At 40.5% G+C, this 23,941-nt stretch carries 24 protein-coding genes; 11 read left to right on the top strand and 13 right to left on the bottom strand.

The window, feature by feature from the left end:
- Nucleotides 1-108: 108 nt before the first annotated feature.
- The 3 genes from ACFE93_RS14545 to ACFE93_RS14535 all read right to left on the bottom strand — a co-directional run bounded on the left by ACFE93_RS14545 (nucleotide 109) and on the right by ACFE93_RS14535 (nucleotide 2,996).
- A complete protein-coding gene (locus ACFE93_RS14545; protein ID WP_375473962.1) occupies nucleotides 109-507 on the bottom strand; it encodes a nuclear transport factor 2 family protein in 399 nt (132 codons plus the stop codon).
- 104 nt (nucleotides 508-611) lie between these two features.
- Nucleotides 612-1,760 carry a glycosyltransferase gene (locus tag ACFE93_RS14540; protein ID WP_375473961.1) on the bottom strand — a complete coding sequence of 383 codons (1,149 nt, stop codon included), beginning with the start codon at nucleotides 1,758-1,760 and terminating at the stop codon, nucleotides 612-614.
- A 63-nt stretch (nucleotides 1,761-1,823) separates the two neighbouring features.
- On the bottom strand, nucleotides 1,824-2,996 hold the full coding sequence (locus ACFE93_RS14535) for a glycosyltransferase family 4 protein (protein ID WP_375473960.1): 1,173 nt from the start codon (nucleotides 2,994-2,996) through the stop codon (nucleotides 1,824-1,826).
- 539 nt (nucleotides 2,997-3,535) lie between these two features.
- On the opposite strand from ACFE93_RS14535, the gene ACFE93_RS14530 reads away from it, so the two are divergent.
- A complete protein-coding gene (locus ACFE93_RS14530; protein WP_375473959.1) occupies nucleotides 3,536-5,914 on the top strand; it encodes a hypothetical protein in 2,379 nt (792 codons plus the stop codon).
- Between the two features lie 325 nt (nucleotides 5,915-6,239).
- On the opposite strand, the gene ACFE93_RS14525 is transcribed toward ACFE93_RS14530, so the two are convergent.
- Nucleotides 6,240-6,524 (bottom strand): DUF2470 domain-containing protein, encoded by a 285-nt coding sequence (locus tag ACFE93_RS14525; RefSeq protein ID WP_375473958.1) that lies wholly within the window; start codon nucleotides 6,522-6,524, stop codon nucleotides 6,240-6,242.
- A 269-nt stretch (nucleotides 6,525-6,793) separates the two neighbouring features.
- Between ACFE93_RS14525 and ACFE93_RS14520 the strand changes: the two genes are divergently transcribed.
- Nucleotides 6,794-7,549, top strand: a complete 756-nt coding sequence (locus tag ACFE93_RS14520; RefSeq protein ID WP_375473957.1) for a metallophosphoesterase family protein — start codon at nucleotides 6,794-6,796, stop codon at nucleotides 7,547-7,549.
- A gap of 92 nt (nucleotides 7,550-7,641) precedes the next feature.
- Here the strand turns inward: ACFE93_RS14520 and ACFE93_RS14515 are convergent, their stop codons facing one another.
- Nucleotides 7,642-8,505 carry a M48 family metallopeptidase gene (locus ACFE93_RS14515; protein WP_375473956.1) on the bottom strand — a complete coding sequence of 288 codons (864 nt, stop codon included), beginning with the start codon at nucleotides 8,503-8,505 and terminating at the stop codon, nucleotides 7,642-7,644.
- A 392-nt stretch (nucleotides 8,506-8,897) separates the two neighbouring features.
- Between ACFE93_RS14515 and ACFE93_RS14510 the strand changes: the two genes are divergently transcribed.
- Nucleotides 8,898-9,431, top strand: a complete 534-nt coding sequence (locus ACFE93_RS14510; RefSeq protein WP_375473955.1) for a DUF4330 domain-containing protein — start codon at nucleotides 8,898-8,900, stop codon at nucleotides 9,429-9,431.
- A gap of 111 nt (nucleotides 9,432-9,542) precedes the next feature.
- Here the strand turns inward: ACFE93_RS14510 and ACFE93_RS14505 are convergent, their stop codons facing one another.
- Nucleotides 9,543-10,439: an alpha/beta fold hydrolase gene (locus ACFE93_RS14505; RefSeq protein WP_375473954.1), complete on the bottom strand. Its 897-nt coding sequence runs from the start codon at nucleotides 10,437-10,439 to the stop codon at nucleotides 9,543-9,545.
- 742 nt (nucleotides 10,440-11,181) lie between these two features.
- Here ACFE93_RS14505 and ACFE93_RS14500 point away from each other — a divergent pair.
- Nucleotides 11,182-11,784, top strand: a complete 603-nt coding sequence (locus ACFE93_RS14500) for a hypothetical protein (RefSeq protein WP_375473953.1) — start codon at nucleotides 11,182-11,184, stop codon at nucleotides 11,782-11,784.
- Nucleotides 11,785-11,969: 185 nt separating this feature from the next.
- Complete coding sequence (locus tag ACFE93_RS14495; protein WP_375473952.1) at nucleotides 11,970-12,743, top strand: armadillo-type fold-containing protein; 774 nt, start codon at nucleotides 11,970-11,972, stop codon at nucleotides 12,741-12,743.
- 131 nt (nucleotides 12,744-12,874) lie between these two features.
- Here ACFE93_RS14495 and ftsE read toward each other — a convergent pair whose 3' ends face one another.
- Both ftsE and ACFE93_RS14485 read right to left on the bottom strand, forming a co-directional pair.
- The gene (ftsE, locus tag ACFE93_RS14490) at nucleotides 12,875-13,621 is read right to left on the bottom strand and encodes a cell division ATP-binding protein FtsE (RefSeq protein WP_375473951.1); all 747 of its coding nucleotides are present in this window, start codon (nucleotides 13,619-13,621) and stop codon (nucleotides 12,875-12,877) included.
- A 202-nt stretch (nucleotides 13,622-13,823) separates the two neighbouring features.
- On the bottom strand, nucleotides 13,824-14,579 hold the full coding sequence (locus ACFE93_RS14485; protein ID WP_375473950.1) for a WecB/TagA/CpsF family glycosyltransferase: 756 nt from the start codon (nucleotides 14,577-14,579) through the stop codon (nucleotides 13,824-13,826).
- Nucleotides 14,580-15,002: 423 nt separating this feature from the next.
- Between ACFE93_RS14485 and ACFE93_RS14480 the strand changes: the two genes are divergently transcribed.
- The 3 genes from ACFE93_RS14480 to ACFE93_RS14470 all read left to right on the top strand — a co-directional run bounded on the left by ACFE93_RS14480 (nucleotide 15,003) and on the right by ACFE93_RS14470 (nucleotide 17,988).
- Nucleotides 15,003-15,722, top strand: a complete 720-nt coding sequence (locus ACFE93_RS14480; protein ID WP_375473949.1) for a response regulator — start codon at nucleotides 15,003-15,005, stop codon at nucleotides 15,720-15,722.
- A gap of 163 nt (nucleotides 15,723-15,885) precedes the next feature.
- Nucleotides 15,886-17,559, top strand: a complete 1,674-nt coding sequence (locus ACFE93_RS14475; protein WP_375473948.1) for a SpoIIE family protein phosphatase — start codon at nucleotides 15,886-15,888, stop codon at nucleotides 17,557-17,559.
- A gap of 3 nt (nucleotides 17,560-17,562) precedes the next feature.
- Nucleotides 17,563-17,988, top strand: a complete 426-nt coding sequence (locus ACFE93_RS14470; RefSeq protein ID WP_375473947.1) for an ATP-binding protein — start codon at nucleotides 17,563-17,565, stop codon at nucleotides 17,986-17,988.
- 138 nt (nucleotides 17,989-18,126) lie between these two features.
- Here ACFE93_RS14470 and ACFE93_RS14465 read toward each other — a convergent pair whose 3' ends face one another.
- Nucleotides 18,127-18,555 (bottom strand): ketosteroid isomerase family protein, encoded by a 429-nt coding sequence (locus ACFE93_RS14465; protein ID WP_375473946.1) that lies wholly within the window; start codon nucleotides 18,553-18,555, stop codon nucleotides 18,127-18,129.
- Nucleotides 18,556-18,794: 239 nt separating this feature from the next.
- Here ACFE93_RS14465 and queG point away from each other — a divergent pair, with 239 nt between their 5' ends.
- On the top strand, nucleotides 18,795-19,769 hold the full coding sequence (queG, locus tag ACFE93_RS14460; RefSeq protein WP_375473945.1) for a tRNA epoxyqueuosine(34) reductase QueG: 975 nt from the start codon (nucleotides 18,795-18,797) through the stop codon (nucleotides 19,767-19,769).
- Nucleotides 19,744-20,379, top strand: coding sequence for an HAD-IA family hydrolase (locus ACFE93_RS14455; protein ID WP_375473944.1), 636 nt, complete (start codon nucleotides 19,744-19,746; stop codon nucleotides 20,377-20,379). The genes queG and ACFE93_RS14455 overlap by 26 nt, the downstream gene beginning before the upstream one ends.
- A 148-nt stretch (nucleotides 20,380-20,527) precedes the next feature.
- Here the strand turns inward: ACFE93_RS14455 and ACFE93_RS14450 are convergent, their stop codons facing one another.
- A complete protein-coding gene (locus ACFE93_RS14450) occupies nucleotides 20,528-20,905 on the bottom strand; it encodes a hypothetical protein (RefSeq protein ID WP_375473943.1) in 378 nt (125 codons plus the stop codon).
- A 216-nt stretch (nucleotides 20,906-21,121) separates the two neighbouring features.
- Here ACFE93_RS14450 and ACFE93_RS14445 point away from each other — a divergent pair, with 216 nt between their 5' ends.
- On the top strand, nucleotides 21,122-21,652 hold the full coding sequence (locus ACFE93_RS14445; protein WP_375473942.1) for an orange carotenoid protein N-terminal domain-containing protein: 531 nt from the start codon (nucleotides 21,122-21,124) through the stop codon (nucleotides 21,650-21,652).
- 65 nt (nucleotides 21,653-21,717) lie between these two features.
- Here ACFE93_RS14445 and ACFE93_RS14440 read toward each other — a convergent pair whose 3' ends face one another.
- From ACFE93_RS14440 to ACFE93_RS14430, 3 genes are all read right to left on the bottom strand, one after another.
- A complete protein-coding gene (locus tag ACFE93_RS14440) occupies nucleotides 21,718-22,482 on the bottom strand; it encodes an ABC transporter ATP-binding protein (protein WP_375473941.1) in 765 nt (254 codons plus the stop codon).
- A 117-nt stretch (nucleotides 22,483-22,599) separates the two neighbouring features.
- Entirely contained in the window at nucleotides 22,600-22,785 is a 186-nt protein-coding gene (locus ACFE93_RS14435; RefSeq protein ID WP_375473940.1) for a DUF3303 domain-containing protein, read from the bottom strand.
- Between the two features lie 113 nt (nucleotides 22,786-22,898).
- Entirely contained in the window at nucleotides 22,899-23,921 is a 1,023-nt protein-coding gene (locus tag ACFE93_RS14430) for a zinc-binding dehydrogenase (protein ID WP_375473968.1), read from the bottom strand.
- Between the last annotated feature and the right edge of the window lie 20 nt (nucleotides 23,922-23,941).

Raw genomic sequence — 23,941 nt, 5'->3', positions numbered from 1 at the left:
CCTCTAAATTCAACTCCTAATCTTTACACATATCTGTCAAATCTCTTGCTTGGTAACTATCATGCCTCGGAATCAATTCCGAGGCTAAGTCAAAGTATTAAGTTGCAGTTATGTATACAGAGGTGTTGTATCAGTGTAGAGTCTAACCGAAGTTACTAAGCCTGTTTCGTGGCGATCGGTGATAGCTACCGCCCTAACTGTTATGACCTTTTGATCATTGCGTTTGTAATGATTTAAGGCTTCAAGGACAAAAGACGATTCGATGCCGTAAATATTCAGTAAGTCGTGAGTCAAGGTATCGAAGGTAATCCAGTACTCAGAAAGACTCTGTAAAATGGCAGCCTTACCCTGAATAGGAGGATTATTGTTAGATTGCATGACACAATCATCTGCCAGAAATGTGCCGTAAACCTCTATATTTTTAGTATCAATAGCCTGCAAGTAGGTGAGATACCACTCGTAGGTCTTCGGTGAAAGCTGGTTAATTGTAAGCCTGTCGGTTTTCATGAGTCACTTATCCTTGCCACCTAACGAATTAAGCGGATTATCTCACGAGCGACTCATAACACTTAAACTTTGGAGTCTAGATTACATATTTATGAAGTTCTTAACTAATTACTATTAAATTTACTTACTAATAGTTGAGCAATGTAATCATTAATTGCTGTCATATCAAAACGCCCACTAGCACTAATCCTGGCATTACTTGCTATAGTTGCAGTTCTTTTCGTCTCCTGAAGACAGGTGATAATTACTTGTGCAACTTCCTGGGGTTCTCCTGGTGTAACGAGAAAACCATTAAGTCCATGTTCTACTAATTCCATTGCACCTCCAGCTTTTGCTGCAACTACAGGTTTTTCACATAGCATTGCCTCTACAATCACTCTACCAAAGGGTTCTGGCGAAGTAGAGGTATGTGCTACCAAATCACAAGCTGCCATTAACTGAGGAATATCAGAACGAAATCCTAAAAATTTGACGCGGTTTTCTAATCCCAGTTCCCTAACTTGTTGGTGTAACTTTTGGACATAATCTTGTTCACCAAACAGTGCGTCACCCACTAAAATTGCTATCACATTATGCGGACATTTAGCAAGGGCATCAATTAAAATATGCTGGCCTTTCCAAGGTGCAAGACGGCTAAAGTGTCCAACGACAAATTTTCCTTCTAATCCTAACTGTTGCTGTAATTTCTGAATGTCAGACTCATCAGTTTGATAATTTTTTGGATTAAAGCCGTTATAAACAACTTCGATGATATCTGGACGTCCTCCTGCGTGTACGAAGGCTGTTTGACTAGCTTGAGAATTAGCAATTACTAATGATGCAAAACGATTAGCTAAGTTAACAGCAATGCGAAGATTAGTTTGGCTAAAATGTTCTTTGGAAAGAATATCATGTAAATGATAAACCAGAGGGCGACGACTGAAAAAACTTGCCAATGCTCCGACAACTAATGCTTTTTGGGTATTGGCGTAGATTAAATCGTATTCACGTGCTATTTTAACTACCTTAGTAATAAGAGGTGCAAGTTGTCCCAGACTCTTTAATCCTTGTAGCAAACTGCTTTCTTTACGAACTTGGATTGCTTGAGTTGCGAGGACTTCTACTGGGATATGATTTTGCTGTAATAAATGTTTGAACGATCCATCTGCAAATAAACCTACTAAAGCGCGATCGCCATAAGGTTTAGCAATATCTATTAAACATAATTCTGCACCGCCTGGTTTACCGCTTTGGTCTAGAAAAAAAATTCTCATTAAACCTCTATTTTATCTAATTTGACTCACGTAGCACCCTTACTATCTATTACAATCACTTGTTTAATTTAATAAAACATACCGTACTTGTTGGGCAATTTGATTCCAGTCATAGTGTGTGCTGGCGTAATAGCGACAGTCTGATCTTGATGGTATGGGGATATTTCCCAAAAGTGCTTGTTCTAATTTTTCAGCAATGTCTGAGGCTTCTGTTGAAGTCGTAATGAAATCGGGTGAAAATTCTGATAAAATTTCTGGCATTCCTCCAACTGGAGTACATAAAACAGGAGTACCACAGGCTAGAGACTCAACTATTACTAATCCAAATCCTTCAAAAGATTGACTAGGCATAATAGTCAATTCAGCAGCTTGATAAGCCATAGGTAATTGCTCATCAGGGAGAAAACCTAAAAATTTAACGTTGTCATCTAGTCCTAATTCTGTAGCCTGTTGTTGTAGCGCAGCTTGGATGTGACCACGACCTGCGATCGCTAGCCAAACATCTGGTATTCTGGGCTTAATTATAGCCAGAGCTTGCAATAATTTGTCAACTCCCGTTCGATGCACTAAGCGGCGTGATGTAAATAGGATACGGCGATTACTTGGCCAGCCTAGCTTTGTACAAGCCTCTTGGGGTGATAAATTTGGTTGAAACCAATTAATATCAACTCCACCGGGAATAACATTAATTTTGCTCCACGGTACTTGATATTTATCATGTAATATTTTACCAAATGCTTTGCTCAAAACAATGAAGCGATCACAGCGATTATAAGTGTTTTGTTCTATTAGCCAATGCTTGATTAAAAGACTGAGGTTTTTATTAACTACCTCTTGCTGACTTTCAGAAGCCCAAGGGCCATGAAAGTTAAAAGTAACTGGTACTCCCTTTGGCAAAATATCTAAAATAGGAAAGCTGTATAATGCAAAGTGTAAATTAATAGCATCTGGTTTGCTGGTTCTTGTTTTCTGAAAATTATTACGAATTGACCATAATCTTTGCCAAATAGCACTATCGGGACTCGCCAAGTTAGTCAGCTTAATTGGTGAATTTAGTTCAGCATCTGGTAAACCGACTCCGCATAATTCAATCCGATCTTGATTTGCGGCTAATTTATGAGTTAGTTCATAAATATACCTTTCTAGTCCTCCGGGACTTTTGGGAAACCAGCCTAATCCAAGGGTGAGAATAGATGCAGATGCTGAATTCAAACTTCTTTTTTTATTAGCTTCCATCGATATGTCTCCTATAAATGTATTAAAACAGTAGTGGCACACAGATGTGCGCCCCCACTGCGTGTTGTATCCAAACCCGAATCACTATAATTTCGGAATACACATTACTAATAAGAGTTTTTTTATGGAACACCAATTTATAAACTATTTATATGCCAACGTCAATAATGAATTAAAACCTGTATTTTTATTAACTAAATAACACAGCTACGATAGATATTGTACTTAAAATTAACCAAGCTGTATGCTAGATATACCAACAAAAAACTACTGATTAACAAGCAATATTGTATTAATGTTTACAACGAATAAAGTAAATATTAATAATTTTAAAGTATTACTTGAGATTTTAAATAATAATGTGGGTTTGATAAAGTTTATGTGAATAATACATTTTTAATCCTGATAGATTTTTATTGATCTGTCATCAAATGTCTCGCTCCGAAAAAATTGTATATTAGTGAATTAAAAAACAGTCATATTCTATGCGGATTTCATAAAAGTTAATTGTATATAAATAATTAAAAGCTTAAAAATATATGAGAAATAAGTTACTGGCGAAGTTAGTAAAACTTTGTCATGAATTCAATCAGCAGGTAAAAAAATTATCTAAGACTAGATATTTACAAAGAAGTAAAAATTTTAATTTTTTACTCAGTATGACTGTTGCAGTCATTGTTACTAGCATCGGAATGACAACAGACTGGGCAACAACAGAAATACCGACAATTACATACAAAGTATCGTCGAGAAGTAATACTATTGACAGTACAAATCTGCAGGTACAAAACAATACTGAAACACCCACGCCTGACTACAAAGCATCGTCGATAAGTAATACTATTGACAGTAAAAATCTGCTAGTAGAAAACAATACTGAAACACCCACGCCTGACTACAAAACATCGTGGATAGGTAATACTATTGGCAGTGGAAATCTGCGGGTACAAAACAATATTGAGGCCATGTATGTTACCCCTGATGGCACAGTTTATACCAACAGCCATTGGGATGAAGCAGCAATGGAGGCAGGAATATATAAAGATGGTAAGGTTATTGCTGCCCTTGGGGATACCCACGGCTGGAGTCGTGGCGGTGGTAAAGCTGTAACAGCAAATAGTAAATATGTTTATATTGCCATGACTCAAGGTTCGAGGGGCAATATAAAAGAAGATTACCCACCAGAAGGAACAACTTGGTATAGCGTTAGACGCTATGATTTATCAGGAAAACCTGCACCATTTCCGAATGGGCGTGGCTGGGATAAAAGTATGTTGATTACCAGTACTAAAAGTGAAGTCACTGGATTAGCAACTGTAGGAAGCGAGTTGTATGTGAGTGATTTTGCTGCTAACCAGATTCGTGTTTATGATACTGATACGATGAAGGAACTCCGCAGCTTTACCTTTGCTAATCCGGGAGCAATAACTATCGATCCACAAAAAAATCTGTGGATTATTCAAAGTAAAAATGGTAGTAAGCCTGCAAAAATTTTACATTATTCCCAAAATGGAAAACAATTGCCTCAACAGCTCGTAGATATCGTCGAACCAACAGCGATCGCTATTAATCATCAAGGTAAGCTGTTAGTAGCAGAAAATGGCCCGCGTCAGCAAATGTTGATTTACGACATCAAAGATAAACCGGTACAGGTGGGTAGTTTCGGTTCTAAAGGCGGTATTTATGCAGGAGTTCCTGGTGAAGTTCGAGATTTGAAACTTTACGGACTTACCGGAGTTGGTACAGATGCTTCAGGCAATATCTATATAAATAGTAATGGTTTCAACAAATCAGGAACAGATTTGCGGAAATTTTCGCCATCGGGAAAACTAATGTGGCGATCGCTGGGATTAATATTTGTCGATAATGCAGATGCCGATCCTAAAACCGATGGTGTCGATTTATTCACCAAACAAGAACACTATCTGATGGATTATAGTAAGGCTGCTGGTAAGCAATGGACTTACAAAGCCTACACCTTAAATGCTTTCAAATATCCTCAAGATCCACGTCTGCATACATCTCCAGATGGAACCTTTGTTCGCCGCATCCAAGGGAAACCGTTTTTGTTCCTCACAGATATGTATAACAGCTTTCTACAAATATATCGTTTTAATTCCGCCACAGATGGTAAAGTCGCCATACCCGCCGGAATGTTTGTCGGTACTAACAGCGCAGATAAACCATTTATCACCGGAAATTGGCCACCGCATCAACCAGAAAAAGGGGAATGGATCTGGCGCGATCGCAACGGTAATGGCAAATTTGAAAAGAACGAATACGATCGCAGCAAAGATTATCCTTATCTCGGTGGTTGGTGGGTAGACAGCAAAGGAGATGTTTGGAAAGCTTTGCGAACAGAAGATGGCATTCGACATTATCCTTTACAGGGAATAGATCCTAAAGGCAACCCCATCTACAGCTATAGTTCGATGGAAAAGCAAACTACTCCCAAAATATTTAACGACTTGCGGCGGATCGAATATTTCCCTGAAACAGATAGTATGTATTTGTCAGGTTTTACGGTAGATCGCCCTGCATTTAGTGACGATGCTGGAGTTGCTGGATCTGAGATTGCCTGTTTTGACAATTGGAGTAAAGGAAATCGTACTCCCAAATGGCGGATTGTAATTCCCTACGACAGCACCGGTAAGCGTGAAGTGTCTACAGCAGCAATCAGTGTGGCGGGAGACTATGTATTTGCTGTGACAGTCAAAACCGCAGAGGTATATGTCTACAATGCCAAGACGGGAGCGCAAGTACAAAAGTTAAAACCAGGCCTGGAAGTTGGCGGCGAAAGTGGCTGGATTGATATACCCTACGGTATTCGCGCTTTTCGGCGTTCCAATGGTGAACATCTGGTATTTGTAGAAGAAAATTGGAAAGGAAAAGTGATTATGTATCGGCTGGCGGGGTGAGTATTTACAGAAATTACGACATAATATCATGTCCGCATAATTAGTTATGATTCCCCTTGTTATTACAATTACACCCCACCCCTTAATCCTCTCCCCTCAAGCGGCTACGGTGTACACACAACTCTGCAACAGCTAAATTAACCAGGGTTTTACCCCACCCTGACCCTCCCCGTATGTATTGGGGAGGGAACTAGATTTCTTTTTTCCCCCCAATGCATCGGGGGGATTAAGGGGGGTAATTCAACTTGTGTGTCAGTATTGCTATATATATGAAAATATGTGACTAAATGTATCGTAAATTTAGTGTCAATTACTTTGTAATTTCCTATTTAGCCTTCACCCGCGCCTGTTTCACCATTGTAATCAAAGTTTGATGGGCATCTTCCGCATCTACTAAAATATGATCGAATTGAATGCGAACTGGTACAGCTTCCCCATTTACTTGCGCTGTTAAATCCATACCCTGTGCATCAATTGACAGCATTTCGGCTGCGAGCGCATCTGTTACACCACCAAAAGCTTTAGCATAAATAACTACAGCATCAGCATGATCGTCATTCATGTGCTTGCAGATACGCGAACTAATTTCAGCAGAGAAACCATTAGACATTGTGAATTTAAAAGTGATGAATATGGCAAGAGCCTAAATTCTCGGCTAAGTAATTTAAATTAGCAGAAAAAGCTAGTCTTACGCATCGTTATTATAAGTTATATATGAAAAACAATTGCTGTTGTATATATTTGATAAGTTCAGTTTATTACTAGTACAAAAATTAAATTAAAATAACTATTATCCAGTATTTTTACCTTTCATTGCGGAAAGCAGACAGCGTAAACTGTAGCAGAAGTATTAGCCAAAACTATTGCAGCTAAGAGACAATGAGCGAAACTAGCCCCAGACGAGTTGTAATTGGGGATGTGCATGGACACTATGAAGGTTTAATGACATTGTTGGAGGCGATCGCCCCCACGTCAGAAGATCGAGTCTATTTTCTGGGAGACTTAATCGATCGCGGCCCTCATAGCGCACAAGTAGTTAATTTTGTCAAGCAAAATAACTACTCATGTTTATTGGGAAATCATGAGCAGATGTTATTAAGCATTCTGACCAATGAAAGGACTTCCTCCTCGACGATGCAAGCATGGCTGTTTGGTGGAGGGCAAGCTACCGTGGCCAGTTATCAAGAGGCTCCAATTCCTGATGACCATCTGGATTGGTTAAAAGCTTTGCCTACATACCTTGACTTGGGAGATATTTGGTTAACTCATGCTGGTGTTGACCCTTGCAAGTCGGTGACAGAACAAACTGCCGATGAACTGTGCTGGATACGAGAGGAATTTCATAGCATTGAAAAACCCTACTTTCCAGATAAACAAATTATCATCGGTCACACCATTACCTTTACCCTGCCGGGTGTTTCTCCTGGGAAACTGGCTCAAGGCAAGGGATGGCTAGACATAGATACTGGCGCTTATCATCCTCGGAGTGGCTGGTTGACTGGACTAGATGTCACAAATCAGTTGGTTTATCAAGTTAATATTTTTAAAAATTATATCCGTATCCTGCCTTTAGAAGAGGTTGTAAGTACGGTCGATCCAGCCAAAATTAAAGTCGCTCGCCGCAATAAGAATTGAGCAATATTTGAAATGAGGGGAAGTGGGGAGAAATCAATCAAAATTCAAACATTTTAGAACTTCTGCCTCCTACCTCCTCTTTCCCAATTCCCTCAAGACCTTACTAATGGTCGAATATTAGCTTTATAACTAGCTTTATCCAAGCCATATTTTCCATTACTAGGTTGAGAGTTAATTGCACGTCTGAGGGCTTCAATGCGATCGCTAGTTCCGGGGTGTGTACTCAAAAATGTCGGAGTAGAACCACCTTTTTTCAGCAGCTTTTGCATAAAAGAGACCATTGCTGACTGGGCATAACCAGTACGTGTCAAAGTTCGTAGTCCTCTTTGATCGGCTTCAAATTCGTTTTTACGACTGCGTGGTAAGTCTCGCGCTAACTGTACACCAATTTGCACTGCGGAACTTCGATCTAAGCCAGCCGCCGTTAATAGACCACTTTCGAGGGCTTTTTGCTGCATCTGCTTGACTACGTGTTTTCCGCCAATGTGACCAATTTCATGGGCGAGTACACTTGCCAATTCTGCTTCATTGTCTGCGGTTTTCAGCAAACCTGTATGGACATATACATAGCCGCCCAAGGTCGCAAAAGCGTTAATAGAGTCATCCTGAACTATCTGAAAATTATAGGGGAGATCGGGGCGATCGCTATTCGTTGCTAAACGCCGACCAACTTGTTCTACATAACGATTCACTTCGGGATTGCGGTAAAGTCGGACTTGACTGCCGACCAATTCCTGATTAATCTGCTTACCAAGATCAACTTCTTGATTAGGAGATATATTAGAAAGCTGAAATGCCTGAACTCCTTGGAGTAGAAGAGGTAAGAAATCTAAAGTTCTTCCAGGCAAGGGTGTACTCAGGCACAGACTCAGGGCAACTACCACTGAAATTAGGGGATAAAACCAGCGACGCCGCCATACACGGTAATTTGCAGTAAAACCTTTCCAATTGAACATAATACACTTTGAAGATTATTTCGGGAGAACATAAAATGAGGTGACAAATTATGAGACGGATTTAGAGTATTCTAAGTTGCATTCTTAACTCAAGACCAAAGGAGTTGTCATACAGATAATCTTGACTCAAATCTATCTAACTGTGGGAGGCTAGGGATTCTCTCCAGAGATAGGCTTAAACACTAGATTTTACTTTCTAGGCGCGTCAGTATTAACAGGTAAAAGTTTGAGGGTTAGCTGCCATTCCTCGGAAATTACGAACTCGTGATAAACTGTCGCATAACTACAACCCCGAATACTTTGAGTTATTACTAAATAAGGAAAATCGCCGATTTCATCGAAAAATCTCTTGCTACAATCCATTACTTCGCTATTACCTTGGAAAACTTTTTATGGCTATTTTAGATTCAAAAGGTCGCTTGTTTGGCAAAATCAATCTTCTAGATTTAGGTGCGGCGCTGGTAATTTTGCTAGTTATCTTTGGCATCTTCGTTTTTCCTGGCACTTCTGGTTCCGTTGCCCAAGTCGGTGCGAAAACAGTACCTATAGAAGTAGACTTAGTAGTTCGTGGTTTGAATGTACGTGACCCAGAAAGATTAATCGATAATGGGTTCAAAAAAGGTGAAAAAACCAATGTGATTATCCGCAATCAACCATACGGACAGATTGAAATTAAATCTATTCAACAGCTACCTAGAACAATCAATGTTTTCCAACCGGATGGCAGTGTTAAAGAACTGCCAGATCCCAAGAGCAACAATTATAGTACAGATTTTCTTTTGACTTTAGATGGTAAAGCTCAAGTTACTGAAAGCGGGCCAGTTTTGGGTAACAGTAAAGTGAAAATTGGGATGCCATTTGAGTTAGAAGGCTTTAACTACGACTTCAATGCAACTGTTATTGATATCAGATTGAAAGATAAATAGTATTGTCACTTTTGTTGATAATATTTTCTTTAGCAATCTTATTAAAATCTGGTAAAAAAGAATGTAGAGACGCATTAGCGCAGCGGAGCGAACGCGTCTCTACTACTCATGTTAATTAAGCAAAGGCAAAAATTTGCGAATTAACCCAATTGTTACTGCTGGCAATTCTAACTGTGGTGTTAATCCGACATCTTCCAACTGTTGAAAAAATCGGATTGCTTGAGGATTGATTTCAGCAAGGCGGCGACCAATTGAGGGGCCTGTGAATTCTGACTTTTGTCCCCAAATAATGGCGCTAGGAGTGGTTAATTGTTGAATGTAAAGGGATAAATCAAAGCACAAATCGCCACGAACAAAGGACAGTGCTGCATACTCAGCATTAGGCTGTTGGGCGGATTGTAGATAAGCATCTACAATTTCTTCGTAGACTCGATTTGATTGAGCAAATTGCCTTTGTTCTAAGAAGCCGCGAATACCACCACTAGTAGCAACTCCAGTGTTGTAAAGTAAACGATCAACAATGGGAACGCTAACTAATTGGGCAAAAAAACTACGGGAGTAGTCTTCGCCAAAGTCAGAAAGTCCGGCGGGCGTGGTAAGAATTAAAGACTTGAATAAATCGGGACGATCTGCTGCTACCCGAATTGTAAATCCTGCGGTCAAAGAAGAAGCGATCGCTGTTACTGGCCCAGTACAAGTCTGCTCGAAAAACTCCCGAATCGTGGTCAAATAATCCTCAATTTTATAACTCCGTGCTGGATGTTCAGACCTACCCCAACCGAGCAAATCTGGCGCAATGACTCGATATTCAGCCGCAAAAGCCGGATAAACTTTCGACCACTCATAAGCAGAAGACCCACCACCAAAGCCGTGCAGGAATACCAAAGTTTCCCGATCGTCTTTGGCAGTTCCATCATCCTGCCAAGGTGCTCCGGTAGCAGTGTAATATACCATTCTACCTAGTGAGGTATCTATAGAACGTTGTTCAAATCCTAGTGGTTGAAACATAAGTATTTTTTTGTTGACTGTAGTGATTCGTTGGCACAAGTAAGACACGATATCTGGGACGCAAGCACAGAAAGAGAAGATTTGATAATTTATCCGCCTCCGCTTTAGTCACCCTAGATGTTTACCGTACTCAGTGCTGAATACTGAGTAAATAGAATTACTCAGCATTAATATACTTGGTCAAAGCCCCGCCCCTCGTGGGTGAAATCTTTTCGCCAGAAGAAGGTTGATACCCCACCTCTTGCAGGTGGTCTTTCAACTTTAAGCCGAGGCACTTTTCACTCAGCACTCTTCATTGCACTCAATATCTGTGTACTTAGTAAAAGCAACGTCCTTTGTAGGCAGTCTTTTAACTCAGCACTCTTCATGTGTCTAGTTCAAACTCCCCACTCATTGTTATTATCAGCGAACCAATCATTCTAAGACTTCTCGCTAGCGTCAGATTAAGTAGATATAAAATTACTAGATTACTTGTAAAGATTTGGTGCTTTTTTTCATAATCATCAAGTAAATTAACGTTGAAATTACTGTTTTATAAGGGTTTTTCATGATAGAGAGGATCGCTCCAGCGTGAATCCAACATAAGTTTTTATGGTAGTCTATCAAAAAACCCATAAATAATTTTGAGCGTCAACACGTCAACAATAGTTAAAACGCTTATTTTAATAAGCTGTTAATTCTACTTAATATATGTAGAAACAATAGCTTTTGATGTATAACTAATCTGATTATTATCTAAGTAATGGTAAGGTGGGATGTCATGGTAGAGCAGGCTACTCTTCAATCAAATAAACTACCAACGATTGAAGACGCTAAATTTGCGCTTGACAACTTTAATATAGAAAACGAAATTAAAGCTTCAGCTAGGCGGGGTCAGGTCGAGCCAGTTATTGATGCTACCAGACTTCCTGTACCTACTTGTATTTGTTTAGACTTAGAAGACTTGAAGTGTTTTGAAGCAGTAGAGCGCCAATATGAACCTTGGGGAGTCATTTTTCACAATTCTCTAGCAATACAGCCATCAAATCCAGCATTTCCAATCTATTCAGGGCTAATAGTCTTAATGGGAGCGCCCAAAAGCGGATTTTTAGAAGCTAGTTTCTTGCGTCCAGTTAACTCAGTTAGCGCCTTTGTTACTAGTTCGCAACGGCTAGTGCTTTCCGCCTACGATCGCGATCGGCAATTACTCGCTCAAACTGCACTACCAGGCTCTAATCTTGCCAATTCCGACTCGCCAATTTCTCCCAATACCTTATTATCTATAAATGTGAATAACATTTACAGCGTTACCTTTTGTACTTTTGATGGTCAATTCACCCTTGATAACTTTCGTTTTTGTCTTTAATTAAGACTTACGTACAAAATGCCCTTGCTCTGAGCGATTGAAAATGGTATCTTATTTGCGCTGTGCTGTATTAGTCTACTATCCGTCTATAAAACCGGGCATTTTGTAATTTGAGCCTTCATCCTTTCTTCATCCATAGTAAAACTTATACAATAGGTAATTTTGTAATCAAGTAGGTAAACACTGTGGCACAGGCTTCGTCTTCTTGGCAGCAATTGATCAACCAAATCCCCAACTGGAACTGGTCGCTGACAAAATTCAAGACAAAGGGAGCCATAAAGCAGCAAACATTTAAACGTTTCTCTGGCCCTGGGGGCTTTCTTGGGTTCCTGACAATTATCATTGCCATGTTGTTGTGGAACTGGAAACTGCTACTGGCTCTCTTAATCGGCATTGGAGTAATGGTATTGGTTTACTCAATGCAGGAGTGGGACTGGCAATTGCGCTGGTCAAAAATACGTAATTTCTTAAACAGTTCAAATCGTCGGTTAGTTTTAGCAGTCATCAGTGGTGGTATTGCGACTGTCAGCACTTACATGGCAGCAGCAATATGGATTGACTCTCACAGTCACTGGATTGCTGCTGGTGCGATTGTACAAGGTGTAGGAACCCTGTTAACTTTAATTTTATTGGTATGGCAAATTGTCAACTTCTATGAAAATCGAGAAGAAGACCACCTCGATCGCTTGTTGGTGAATTTAACAGAAAAAGATCCATTGAAGCGATTGATTGCTTTAAGTCAACTAACTAAATTGATCAGCCGTAAGCGAGTTGATTCTTCAGTGCAGCAAGATATTGTCCAATGCTTGCAACTCCTACTCAGTCGAGAGGAAGAAGTTGTAGTGCGAGAGGCAGCTTTTAAGAGTTTACAAGCCTGCGATCGCCTACAAGTGCTACCCCCCAAAACAGCAACAATTTTCACACCGATATCAGCAAAAATCAAGCACCACGTTTATTAATTATTTGTCATTTGTCTTTTGTCATTTGTCCTTTGTCATTTGTCCTTGGTTAAATGATTCAGTCATAATTAATGCCCAATGCCCCATGCCCTTCAGGAGTGCTGAGTGCTGTTTTGCCCCATGCCCAACACTTATTTTTGAGACAACCTTCCATTACGAACTTGCACTACCGGATGATTGCACCGCCGTACCAATTGTTCATCGTGGGTGGTGACAATTACTGTAGCCCCAAAGGAATTTAACTTCTGAAGAATCTGAATTACTTGCCAAGAATTATCTGGATCGAGATTTCCAGTAGGCTCATCCGCCAACAGTAAAGGTGGTGTACCAACGATCGCACGAGCAATACTCACCCGTTGCTGTTCTCCTCCAGACAGTTGATCTGGAAAACAGTCAGCTTTACTCAGTAAACCTACCAACTTTAAGGTTGGTTCTAAACGTCGTTGAATTTCTTTACGGGTATACCCTTGAGCTTGCAGCACAAAAGTGACATTTTCTGCTACTGTTCGTTGGCTAATGAGTTTGTAGTCTTGAAACACAATACCAATCCGTCGCCGCAATAATGACAAGCGATCGCCCCGTAAATCCGCTACATTACATTTATCAACAATTACTTCTCCCTGTGTAGGTAATTCCTGGCCATACAGCAGTTTCAAGAGCGTTGATTTACCAGAACCACTTGGCCCCGTGATAAACAGAAATTCTCCCTTTTTTACCTCAAGGTTGGCATTTAATAAGGCGTGAGTGCCGTTAACATAAGTCTTGGTTACAGATTGCAATTGTACTTTTGTAGTAGTATTGTTACTGTGCTGTTGAGTTTCACAGTCCTCTCCACGAACGGATTTATCTGTTTTAACTTGAGTTGTTAATACTGGCATTGTTAAATTTTCCTCATACCCACAACCAAACAGTTTGCCTGCTTAAATGTGATATTCTCCCCAAAACAAGGATTCCCAAGTTTCGCCTGGGAATTTAAAATTCAACAAAGAAAATTTAAAATTTTTTTAAGACTTTAATACTAACTAAGTAAGAACACCCGAAATTCAGAATTCAGCACTCAGAACTCAGCACTCAGCACTCTTAACTAATTGCACCCCTTGCTGTCAAACGATAAACAAACGCTTTCACCGCAAATGCTGGCAAAGCCAACATTCGCCGCCAGCGCCAAGGTTCTTGATAAAGGCGATACAACCATTCCAAATTATTATTTCCTAACCAGGCGGGAGCGCGAGTTTTAGTTCCCGACCAAATATCAAAACTGCCACCAACGCCAATCCAAATTGCTTGAGGACACAAATGGCGGTTTTCGGCAATCCATAATTCTTGGCGTGGCACCCCCAAACCGACAAAAATCACTTGTGGCTGCAATTGAGCAAGAGTTTGTCGCAATTGTGCTTCTTCTTCTGGGGAATGGTAGCCTGAGTGAGTGCCGACTATACTCAAATCTGGAATTTGCTGCTGCCAAAAATCTGCCGTTTTTGCAGCCACTCCGGGCGCTCCTCCATAAAAAAATATCTTAGCCCCTGTCTTTTGTTGCCCAAGGGCTTGCAAAAGTTTTTCTGCTAATTCAATCCCTGGAAAGCGCTGCACTTTTTGCCATAACAGCCACCGTAAATACAGAACAACCCCAGCTCCATCTGGAATCACGAGTTCAGCATTTCTAATCACTTGAGCTAATAATTGATTTCGCTCTGCCTGCATAGTCATTTCTGCATTGAGCGTTACTACATGAGTTCCTCTGCCTGTGTGCAGGCATTCTAACAACCAGCCTGGATAGTCAGCCATCACATGAACTGGTATTCCCAACACTGAAAATGCTTGATTGCCGTTAAACATAGCCTATTCTTAAGTAATACTCACACCAGATTTTGCATGAATGTTAAGTTTATCAAATTTTTTTATATTAGAACTTAGGCAAAAGAGATTCCCCTTTGCCCGGCAACGAGAGAAAGCATAATTAAACTAAATAGACATAAGAGTGAACAAGAATGTATGTACGTAGCACTGCTACGTATATACAAGTGTTTTATATAACACATAATTAATTTCATTCCTCTGTCTATTAATCTTGGGCGCTTGTGCTTGGGCTGAACCAGTCCAACTTTGATTGTTAAAGTGTAATATTCACTCAGTATAAAACGCTCAAATCGCAACTCTGGTTCCGGGAATAGAAGCCTCCACTATACTGCTTGCAGTTAGTGTGGGAGTATGTCACGAAACTCGACTTTATGGTTATAGTGTAACGGGCTGAAGTTGGCTATGAGTAAAATTCGTATCGCTCTGATTGAAGATCATGACCTAACTCGTGTGGGTATTCGCACAGCACTACAGCAAAAGGATGAAATTGAAGTTGTAGGTGAAGCTGCTAATGCTGCTGAAGGTCTAAAAATGTTAAAAATGCTACAACCAGATATTGCCATTGTAGATATTGGTTTACCAGATAAGGATGGCATTGAATTAACACGGGAGGTAAAATCTACTACTAATCCACAGCAGCTACTTACAAAAGTGTTAATTTTGACGCTGCGGGATAACAAAGAAGCGGTGTTGGCAGCTTTTGCCGCTGGTGCAGACTCTTACTGTATGAAAGATATTAAATTCGATAATTTGCTGGAAGCAGTACGAGTAACTTACAATGGCAACGCTTGGATCGATCCAGCGATCGCTCGGATTGTATTACAACAAGCGCAACAAAATCCTCAAAAGTTGGAATCGGCTTTGGTCGATTATAAGACTATTGCTCCTAACCCAGATTCTTTTGAGAATTTGGAAGAAATTCCACCTTACACCCTGACAGAAAGGGAATTGGAAGTGTTACAGTTGATTGTCGAAGGTTGTAGTAATGCAGTAATTGCGGAAAGACTTTACATCACAGTTGGCACTGTTAAAACTCACGTTCGCAATATTTTGAATAAGCTATGTGCCGATGACCGTACCCAAGCAGCAGTCCGCGCCTTGCGTTCTGGGTTAGTTGGATAAATTTAATTTTGGTGTGGATCGATTGAGGATAATCAAGGGAAACTCACAACTTTGAAAAGTTATATTTTCAAAGTGAATGGCTTCTCTGATTTTCTCTTGTTTATTAGGTGGGATAAATATCATATTATCTCGCCATTCAAATATATAAAAACACAAGTCAAATATGGCTGAAATTGGTACGGACAAACTTAAACTCATGGTGGTAGATGATGAGCCAGATAACCTAGATTTACTCTACCGCACTTTTAGGCGAGATTTTCAAGTATATAAAGCCAATCATGCCTTTGGTGCTCTGGAAATCTTGGATCAATTTGGCGAAATGGCGGTAATTATTTCTGACCAAAGAATGCCAGAAATGAATGGGACTGAATTTTTTAGTCGCACTGTAGAACGCTTTCCAGACACGATTCGGATTTTGTTAACTGGTTTTACTGATGTCGAAGATTTGGTAGATGCGATTAACTCCGGTCAGGTATTCAAGTACATTACCAAACCCTGGAATCCAGAACGGCTGAGAAGCTTAGTTGAGCAAGCCACTGATACATATCGCCTAGTTAAAAAGCGCACCCAAGAGTTACGTCGGGCCCTACGGCGAGAATCTTTGTTTAATGCGGTAACAACAGCAATTCGGGAATCTTTAGACTACGATAGTATGCTGCAAAAAATTGTCGCAACTATTGGAGAAACATTTGAAGCTACCAGTTGCTTGCTCAAACCAGTAGAGGGCGATCGCCTTACACAAGACGAGTTTTTCTACCGCGATCCGAAATCTAATCTATTAGATTGCTTCTTCGACTCCAGTGTTTTAATAGAAAAGGTGCTGGAAACCCGTCATTATCAACTTGCTCAAGATATATATAACGGTAATCCTGGTCATCACCTAGTTGTGCCACTTAGCTACCATCAGCATCTGTTGGCTGTACTAACCCTCCACCAATGGGGACGCGATCGCCCTTGGGAAGACGAAGATATCCAACTAATTGCAGGTGTTGCCGAACAAGCAGCCTTAGCCCTCTCCCAAGCAAAACTCTACCAACGCCTCCAAGAAAAGCAACAGCAGATTCACACTGAGTTAGAGGTGGCTCGCCAAATTCAATACAACCTGCTACGCCAAAGTTTACCTGACATCAAAGGTGTGAAGGTACAAGCTTGCTGCTATCCAGCGCGCGAAGTCGGAGGCGATTTTTTTGAAGTTTTTGTCCATCCTAAAGGCGACTTGTGGTTGGCAGTGGGTGACGTTTCTGGTAAGGGCGTCCCAGCAGCTTTATTTATGGCTAGTATTATTTCAGTTTTGCGCCGAGAATTATCTCAAGAGACACCAGCAGAGCCGAATGTGGTCATGCAGAACCTCAACCACGCTCTCAGTGAAGATTTGATTAGCAACAATTATTTTGTCACTCTTGTGTTAGCTTGTTATACCCCTAGCACTAAGGAACTGGTCTACACTAATGCCGGTCATATTTACCCAATATTATGGTCGCGTTGCTCGACTTTAGCTGAAAATCCCAATTACCTGAAAGTTCGCAGCGTTCCTTTGGGGATTTTGCCCAAGTGGCAGGCACAGTCTGGTCGCTTAGTTCTCGCTGCTGGAGACACATTGTTACTAGCCAGCGATGGAATTACAGAAGCAATGGTATCAAGTAATCATGATTCAACAGGAAAAACTGAGGCTGGGGTTGAGCCAGTGAACCGTTCGATGCTGAATCAAGATGGTCTTTGGCAACTCTTACAACAAGAGCAACAACCACTTTCTCTGAACCATTTACTAGCTCGCATCCAGGCAGATAATCACGTTCAAGAAGACGATCAAACTATACTTTCACTGGAGATTTTGTAAGTCATGAAAAGTGAGCTTCATGTACCAAGCGACTTGAATTTTCTTAATATTGTTGAAAACTGGTTGTTGGGATGTTTGAAAATTCAGCTAGGGGAATCTGTAGATTGGTCGCGGCAATCAAGTCGTTTGAGACTGGCTTTAGTGGAAGCCTACTCTAATGCAGTCCGTCATGCCCATAAGGATCAACCAAATTTACCGATTTTACTGCGCTTGGAAGTGAAAGACCGGGATTTTGCCCTAGAAATTTGGGACTACGGCGAAGGCTTTGATATGTCTAACTACTACGCTCCAAATCCAATGGAAAAGCAAGAAGGTGGTTATGGTTGGCTGATTATGAATCGTCTCATGGATAAAGTAGATTACAAGTTGCAGATTAATGGTGCAAACTGTCTCAAGTTAGAAGCTACTTTACCCGAATTAGTCCAATAGACAAAAGTTACTATTTTTCAACTTATGCTATTTACGAAGAAGAATTCAGAATTCAGGAGTCAGAATAAAGCCATGAATCCTGTGTGACTCAGTGAGAAATATTGGTTTAAAACTTTACCCTTTGTAGTTATTTTCTACTTACTTTTCACGACGTAAAGAAAGTAACTCTTTGGGGGAAGCTAAAAGTTTGATTCTAGTATATAAAATTTGCCGTTGTTGGTTGAGGATAAATAGCCACAATACATTGACACTACACCAAGAAGTTTGTGCTTTGCCTGTTACCTGGACTTGGATATCTCCATTTTCTAAAGTCTCGGCTATTCCTGTGTTGGGGTAAGCTTTAATGTTTTGACCTTCTTGTTTTAAGTAGGCTGCGATCGCATCTGTCCCCACAATATCAGATTCAAATGGCGGACGCATTACACCATCTATCGCAAACAAGGCAGCAGTTGCCTCAAATTCTCCTGCATTTAAGGTTTCAAAATAACGCAGTACGCTTGGTTCTGTAATTCCCTCAATCTGGAATTCTTCAAACTGCGCTGGTGATATAAATTCAGCAGAGGTCATAAAATTACCTGTATTATGGTGTCTAAATATTAATTTCAATACAAAAATAAGTAAAAAAAAAGCTGCTGTTGAGATAGATTGCTACATATTAATAAATCTTCCTGACGATGGAAGTCTTGAGCTGTTACGCAACTTAAGACAGGCTATATATCGGGTAAGTAACAAATCTTAATTAAAGATATTAGTTAGATAATGTATAATCAAGACGCCTTTATTTAGGCAAAATCCAGATAAAAAAAATGAATCAGTATTCCGTAACGAGCAGCAGTCTGGTAAAAGAAAAAGCCAGCGAGTTGGGCTTTCACAAAGTTGGAATTACTGCTGTAGATCGGGTAAATGCCACAGAAGCGCAGAGGTTGCAAGCATGGATTGAACTAGGTTATCACGCTGATATGAAATGGATGGCTAATCCCAAGCGTCAGGATATCCGCTTAGTGATGCCAGAGGTGCGATCGCTAGTGTGTGTAGCGCTGAATTATTACACACCACATCAACGCCCTGAAAGTGAGGAATACGCCAAAATTTCCCGTTATGGTTGGGGAAGGGATTATCACAAGGTAATGCATAGAAAACTCAAGCAGCTATCTATATGGCTAAAATCACTTGATGCAGGCGTATTAGCTCTTTATTATACAGATACTGGCCCGGTGCAAGATAAAGTGTTGGCTCAACAAGCCGGAATTGGTTGGATTGCCAAGAATGGTAATGTGATTACACGGGAATATGGCTCTTGGGTATTTTTGGGAGAAGTGTTGACTAATTTAGAATTAGAGAGCGATCGCCCGCACACAGAACACTGTGGTAGCTGTACTCGTTGTCTTCAGGCTTGTCCCACAGGTGCAATTACTCAGCCTTTTGTTGTCGATGCTAATCGTTGCATTGCTTATCATACAATTGAAAATCGTGACAAGGAATTACCAGAGACGATCGCATCTCATTTGCAAGGCTGGGTTGCTGGTTGTGATATTTGCCAAGATGTTTGTCCTTGGAATCAGCGTTTTGCTCAAACAACTGATATTGCAGAGTTTCAGCCTTATCCTGGGAATATTGCTCCCCACCTGCTAGAATTAGCCCAAATCTCAGATCGGGAGTGGGATAAACGTTTTCCAGCATCTGCCTTGCGGCGGATTAAGCCAGAAATGTTACGACGCAACGCCCTAGCTAATCTTGACGCATTTAGGCAGAAGAATGACCCAGAAAGTAATTATTTTTGATTTTGATGGCACTATTGCTGATACAGTAGATGCCCTTGTAAGTATTGCTAATCGTTTAGCTGGAGACTTTGATTATAAACAAATAAGCCCAGAACAATTAGCCTTCCTCAAGAACTTAACATCTAGGGAAATCATTAAGTACTCAGGAGTTTCTTTATTTAAGATACCTTTTCTAGTTAAGAAAGTTAAAGGAGAATTAAAAAACAAAATCCCAGAATTAAAGCCTATTCCGGGAATTAAGGAAGCATTAACAGAACTCCAAAATCACGGATATAAACTAGGTATTATCACCTCTAATTCTAAAGAAAATGTTACACAATTCCTTACAATCAATGATTTAAATCACCTATTTGATTTTATCTACTCAGGAATTACAATTTTTGGCAAAACAACTATTATCAATAATGTCTTGAGGCAAAAGCAACTCAAACCTCAAGAAGTTATTTATGTTGGCGATGAAACCAGAGATATAGAAGCATCAAAAAAAGCAAATATCCAAGTGATAGCAGTCACTTGGGGTTTTAACTCACCGGAAGTACTAGCCAAGCAAAATCCAGATTATTTAATTCAGAAACCTAGCGAACTACTAGAAGTGATGAATAGTCGTTAATTAATAGTCAAAAGTCGATAGTGATAATTTTAACAATTGACAATCGATAAAAATAGTAGAGTCGGCAATGTCTACCAATGCGATAATTTCAATTATCTTATTTTGTGACATTGCCCATCTGACAAAATAATTAAGATATCAGGGAAAATTAATTTTTTCGTTCGCCCTTTTCCAAAGCTTCTTCTACTAAATCATCACTGACATTAGTTGCACCTCCAGTCTGAGAATTTCCAACTTCTTTTGCTGACTCTAGAAAATCATCAGGATTACCAGTTGACTGAGTTTGAGTTTTTGTCTCTTGTGGCTGAGAGGTTTTCTGATTAGGTGCAGTAGCTGCTTCAGCTGCTGTTGCACCCTTACCTGTGCGATCGACTTCACTAACGCTGAATTTTTGTGCAGCTGCATAATCATCATCAAAATCCACCGTTGGCGCTTTTTCCTCACCACTAGCTATGTTTTCAGCAGCTAATTGTGCCTCATGGCTGGAAGCTTCATTTAAATTGGGCTTTACTTCTTCATCAGGCATAATTAAAACCTTAGGTAAATTTTTTATTGCTAGGGCAATCATAGCGAAGTAATGTGCTGCTTTCTTGCTTCCTGGGGGAGACTTTTACCTCTATTAAAAGGTAGATTAAAGGTAAAATTTTCCATTAATTTAACTATTTCTATGGGTAGTAGAATCCGATCCTCAAACTCTGGTAGGAGTTAGTTTGGCCTATTAGATTTCCTTGGAAATAAATTTATGACTGCAAGTTACGATAAAAGTATTTCTCAAGCTCAGAGCAATGAAACTCAAAAATTGGTGGATGCGTTTAACGCCTTAGATACCGATGCCAAATTAGCGTGGTTCTATTTTGTTTATAAAAAAATGGGTGATTCGATCACACCAGCTGCTCCCGCTGCGGCCGAACCAGAGTTAGCACCACTTCTGCTAGGAGATTATTTTAAATTATCCGATGAGCAGCAACTAGATATTATGCGGGATATTGTTAACCGCAAAGACACAGAATATTCTCGCGCTTATGGGGCGATAAAAGAAAATAACCAGCTGTTAGTTTGGTATGCTTGGGCGGTAGCTATGGGAGACACGGTGGTTGGAATACCAGCTACCTACCAGCCAAGTAAGGCAGTTAACGATCTACTTTCCCAAATTGAAGGAGTAGATTTTGAGGAGCAAATGTCAGTTTTTCGGACAATAGCTGGTGAAGTGGGTTACACCGATGTTAAGCCGATCGCAACGCAAGCAGAAACTGGGAAAACGTCAAGTTTGTAATCAGCTTTGGCGACTAGAAGTCGCTCCTACACAACCTAAAGTCCGCACAGGCGGACTTTTATAACCTACGAGACAGCTAACTGACTTAAGTCGGCTGGGGTAAGGTTAGAGTGTACTACTTGACCATCACGGAACCAAACGATGCGCTGGGTTTGACGAGCGACTTCTGGTTCATGTGTTACCATCACAACTGTGATTCCACTGGCATTGAGTTCGCCAAAAATATCTAAGACTTCTTGAGTTGTACGCGAATCAAGTGCGCCTGTGGGTTCATCTGCGAGGAGTACTACGGGTCGATTAACAATCGCACGCGCGATCGCTACTCTTTGTTGTTGTCCACCAGATAGTTGAGTTGGTTTGTTGTTGAGGCGATTTGCTAAACCTACTCGCGTCAAGGCTTCTGTTGCGCGATCGCTTCTTTCTTTCGGATCCACACTAGCATAAACCATTGGTAGCATCACATTTTCTAATGCTGTAAGTTGGGGTAATAAATGGAATTGTTGGAAGACAAAACCCAGCTTTTTATTACGGATGTGTGCCAAGGATTTATCATCCATTTGCGCCACATCAATATTATCTAAGTAATAATGTCCGCCTGTGGGTCGGTCTAGACAGCCAATAATATTCATAGCTGTGGATTTACCTGAACCAGATGGCCCCATAATCGAACAATATTCGCCCTCGTGGATAGTCAAATTCACATCGTTAAGTGCTTTGACCTCAGTTTCGCCACTGCCATATACTTTAAAGATATTCTCTAAACGAATAATTGTTGATTTAGGGACGGGATTAGGAACTAGAGAATCGGTAATTGAAATAGCGTTTGCCATAAAGATTTAGTTATTAAGTGGTAGAGATGCAATTATAGCGATCGCTCAATTAAACTATAAGACGCAGAAAAATTCTTCCTAGCTCTTTTTATGGCATCTGTCTGGTGCTAAAGCATCTTAGTAACTATCTCTGCTGTCTCTTTGGACGGAACGATAGAAATTTATCTCGAATTCAACAAGATCCTGCCACTGGAATATCCACTCCTGTAATAAACGTAGATCGTTACATTCCATCAGTTGAAAGCAACGATTAAAGTTGACTTCAACCCAGCTATCTATATACTGTAAGCCTTCAGGCATCATACGCCCCTTCTCTTGAAATCGGCAGTATATTTCATTTAGCCTTACCTTGCTTAAATCGCTCGACCACCATAAATAACATTTTGTCTCCTTGCTCACACTGTAACTAATACAATTTAAGGAATCATCGCCACCTTAATTACTTTACGCGCCTTCATCTCAGAAAACACCTGTTCTAAATCTTTTAATGGTCGCTGTTCGCTAATAAGTAACTCAAAGGGAATTTTGCGACTAGCTATGAGTGCAAGGGCCGATCGCACATACTCTGGTGTATTATGAAAAACACCTTTGATGGTAAGTTCGTTATAGTGTAGCTGTTCTGTACTGACAGTAATGCTAGTATCCCGTGGACATCCACCGAATAAGTTGACTGTTGCACCAGGACGAGCGCAAGCGATCGCAGTTTCCCAAACATTTGGGACACCAGTGGCTTCAATTACTACATCTGCACCCCATCCTTGGGTAAGTTCTTTCACTACACTGGGAATCTCTGGAATTTGATGATAATTAAAGGTCTGGGTTGCACCCAATTTATGACCAATTTCTAGCCTATGGTTATTACCTCCCCACAGCAAAACTTCAGCTTTCTCGCTCAACGCCGCCACAAACATTAACCCGATCGCTCCATCTCCTAACACGACTACTTTATCTTTAGACTTAATATTTGAACGCGCTACGCCATGCAACACACAAGCTAAAGGTTCTGTCATCGCTGCCAATTCCCACGGCAACTCATCAGGAATCTGCAACAAATTATGCTCGACGATCGGTGCGGGAATTTTTAGGTATTGGGCAAAAGTCCCATTATTCCATGTTAAATTCGGACATAAGGAATATTCTTGGCGTTGACAAAAAAAGCATTTCATGCATGGAGCAGAATTATTAGCGACGACGCGATCGCCTACTTGCCAATTTGTCACTCCTGCACCCACAGCAACAATTCGCCCAGCCGCTTCGTGACCAAACAGCGTTGGCGCTATCAGCATTCTGGCATGACCACCACGCCGCCAAACTTTCAAATCTGTACCACAAGTTGTTGCTGCCCCGACTTGGATTACAACCTCGCCAGCCGCCGGAGTGGGGTCAGGAACTTGCTCTAGGCGTAAATCTTCTTGACCGTAAAGTAAGGCTGCTAACAAAATTTTAAACCTATGAATTA

The sequence above is a fragment of the uncultured Nostoc sp. genome (assembly GCF_964247315.1).
Lineage (GTDB): Bacteria > Cyanobacteriota > Cyanobacteriia > Cyanobacteriales > Nostocaceae > Nostoc.
This window is presented reverse-complemented; position numbering and strand designations above follow the sequence as displayed.

Coding starts and splice junctions, on each gene's coding strand:
- ACFE93_RS14545 (WP_375473962.1), bottom strand. CDS start 507: ATGAAAACCGACAGGCTTACAATTAACCAGCTTTCACCGAAGACCTAC.
- ACFE93_RS14540 (WP_375473961.1), bottom strand. CDS start 1,760: ATGAGAATTTTTTTTCTAGACCAAAGCGGTAAACCAGGCGGTGCAGAA.
- ACFE93_RS14535 (WP_375473960.1), bottom strand. CDS start 2,996: ATGGAAGCTAATAAAAAAAGAAGTTTGAATTCAGCATCTGCATCTATT.
- ACFE93_RS14530 (WP_375473959.1), top strand. CDS start 3,536: ATGAGAAATAAGTTACTGGCGAAGTTAGTAAAACTTTGTCATGAATTC.
- ACFE93_RS14525 (WP_375473958.1), bottom strand. CDS start 6,524: ATGTCTAATGGTTTCTCTGCTGAAATTAGTTCGCGTATCTGCAAGCAC.
- ACFE93_RS14520 (WP_375473957.1), top strand. CDS start 6,794: ATGAGCGAAACTAGCCCCAGACGAGTTGTAATTGGGGATGTGCATGGA.
- ACFE93_RS14515 (WP_375473956.1), bottom strand. CDS start 8,505: ATGTTCAATTGGAAAGGTTTTACTGCAAATTACCGTGTATGGCGGCGT.
- ACFE93_RS14510 (WP_375473955.1), top strand. CDS start 8,898: ATGGCTATTTTAGATTCAAAAGGTCGCTTGTTTGGCAAAATCAATCTT.
- ACFE93_RS14505 (WP_375473954.1), bottom strand. CDS start 10,439: ATGTTTCAACCACTAGGATTTGAACAACGTTCTATAGATACCTCACTA.
- ACFE93_RS14500 (WP_375473953.1), top strand. CDS start 11,182: ATGGTAAGGTGGGATGTCATGGTAGAGCAGGCTACTCTTCAATCAAAT.
- ftsE (WP_375473951.1), bottom strand. CDS start 13,621: ATGCCAGTATTAACAACTCAAGTTAAAACAGATAAATCCGTTCGTGGA.
- ACFE93_RS14485 (WP_375473950.1), bottom strand. CDS start 14,579: ATGTTTAACGGCAATCAAGCATTTTCAGTGTTGGGAATACCAGTTCAT.
- ACFE93_RS14480 (WP_375473949.1), top strand. CDS start 15,003: ATGAGTAAAATTCGTATCGCTCTGATTGAAGATCATGACCTAACTCGT.
- ACFE93_RS14475 (WP_375473948.1), top strand. CDS start 15,886: ATGGCTGAAATTGGTACGGACAAACTTAAACTCATGGTGGTAGATGAT.
- ACFE93_RS14470 (WP_375473947.1), top strand. CDS start 17,563: ATGAAAAGTGAGCTTCATGTACCAAGCGACTTGAATTTTCTTAATATT.
- ACFE93_RS14465 (WP_375473946.1), bottom strand. CDS start 18,555: ATGACCTCTGCTGAATTTATATCACCAGCGCAGTTTGAAGAATTCCAG.
- queG (WP_375473945.1), top strand. CDS start 18,795: ATGAATCAGTATTCCGTAACGAGCAGCAGTCTGGTAAAAGAAAAAGCC.
- ACFE93_RS14455 (WP_375473944.1), top strand. CDS start 19,744: ATGACCCAGAAAGTAATTATTTTTGATTTTGATGGCACTATTGCTGAT.
- ACFE93_RS14450 (WP_375473943.1), bottom strand. CDS start 20,905: ATGCCTGATGAAGAAGTAAAGCCCAATTTAAATGAAGCTTCCAGCCAT.
- ACFE93_RS14445 (WP_375473942.1), top strand. CDS start 21,122: ATGACTGCAAGTTACGATAAAAGTATTTCTCAAGCTCAGAGCAATGAA.
- ACFE93_RS14440 (WP_375473941.1), bottom strand. CDS start 22,482: ATGGCAAACGCTATTTCAATTACCGATTCTCTAGTTCCTAATCCCGTC.
- ACFE93_RS14435 (WP_375473940.1), bottom strand. CDS start 22,785: ATGATGCCTGAAGGCTTACAGTATATAGATAGCTGGGTTGAAGTCAAC.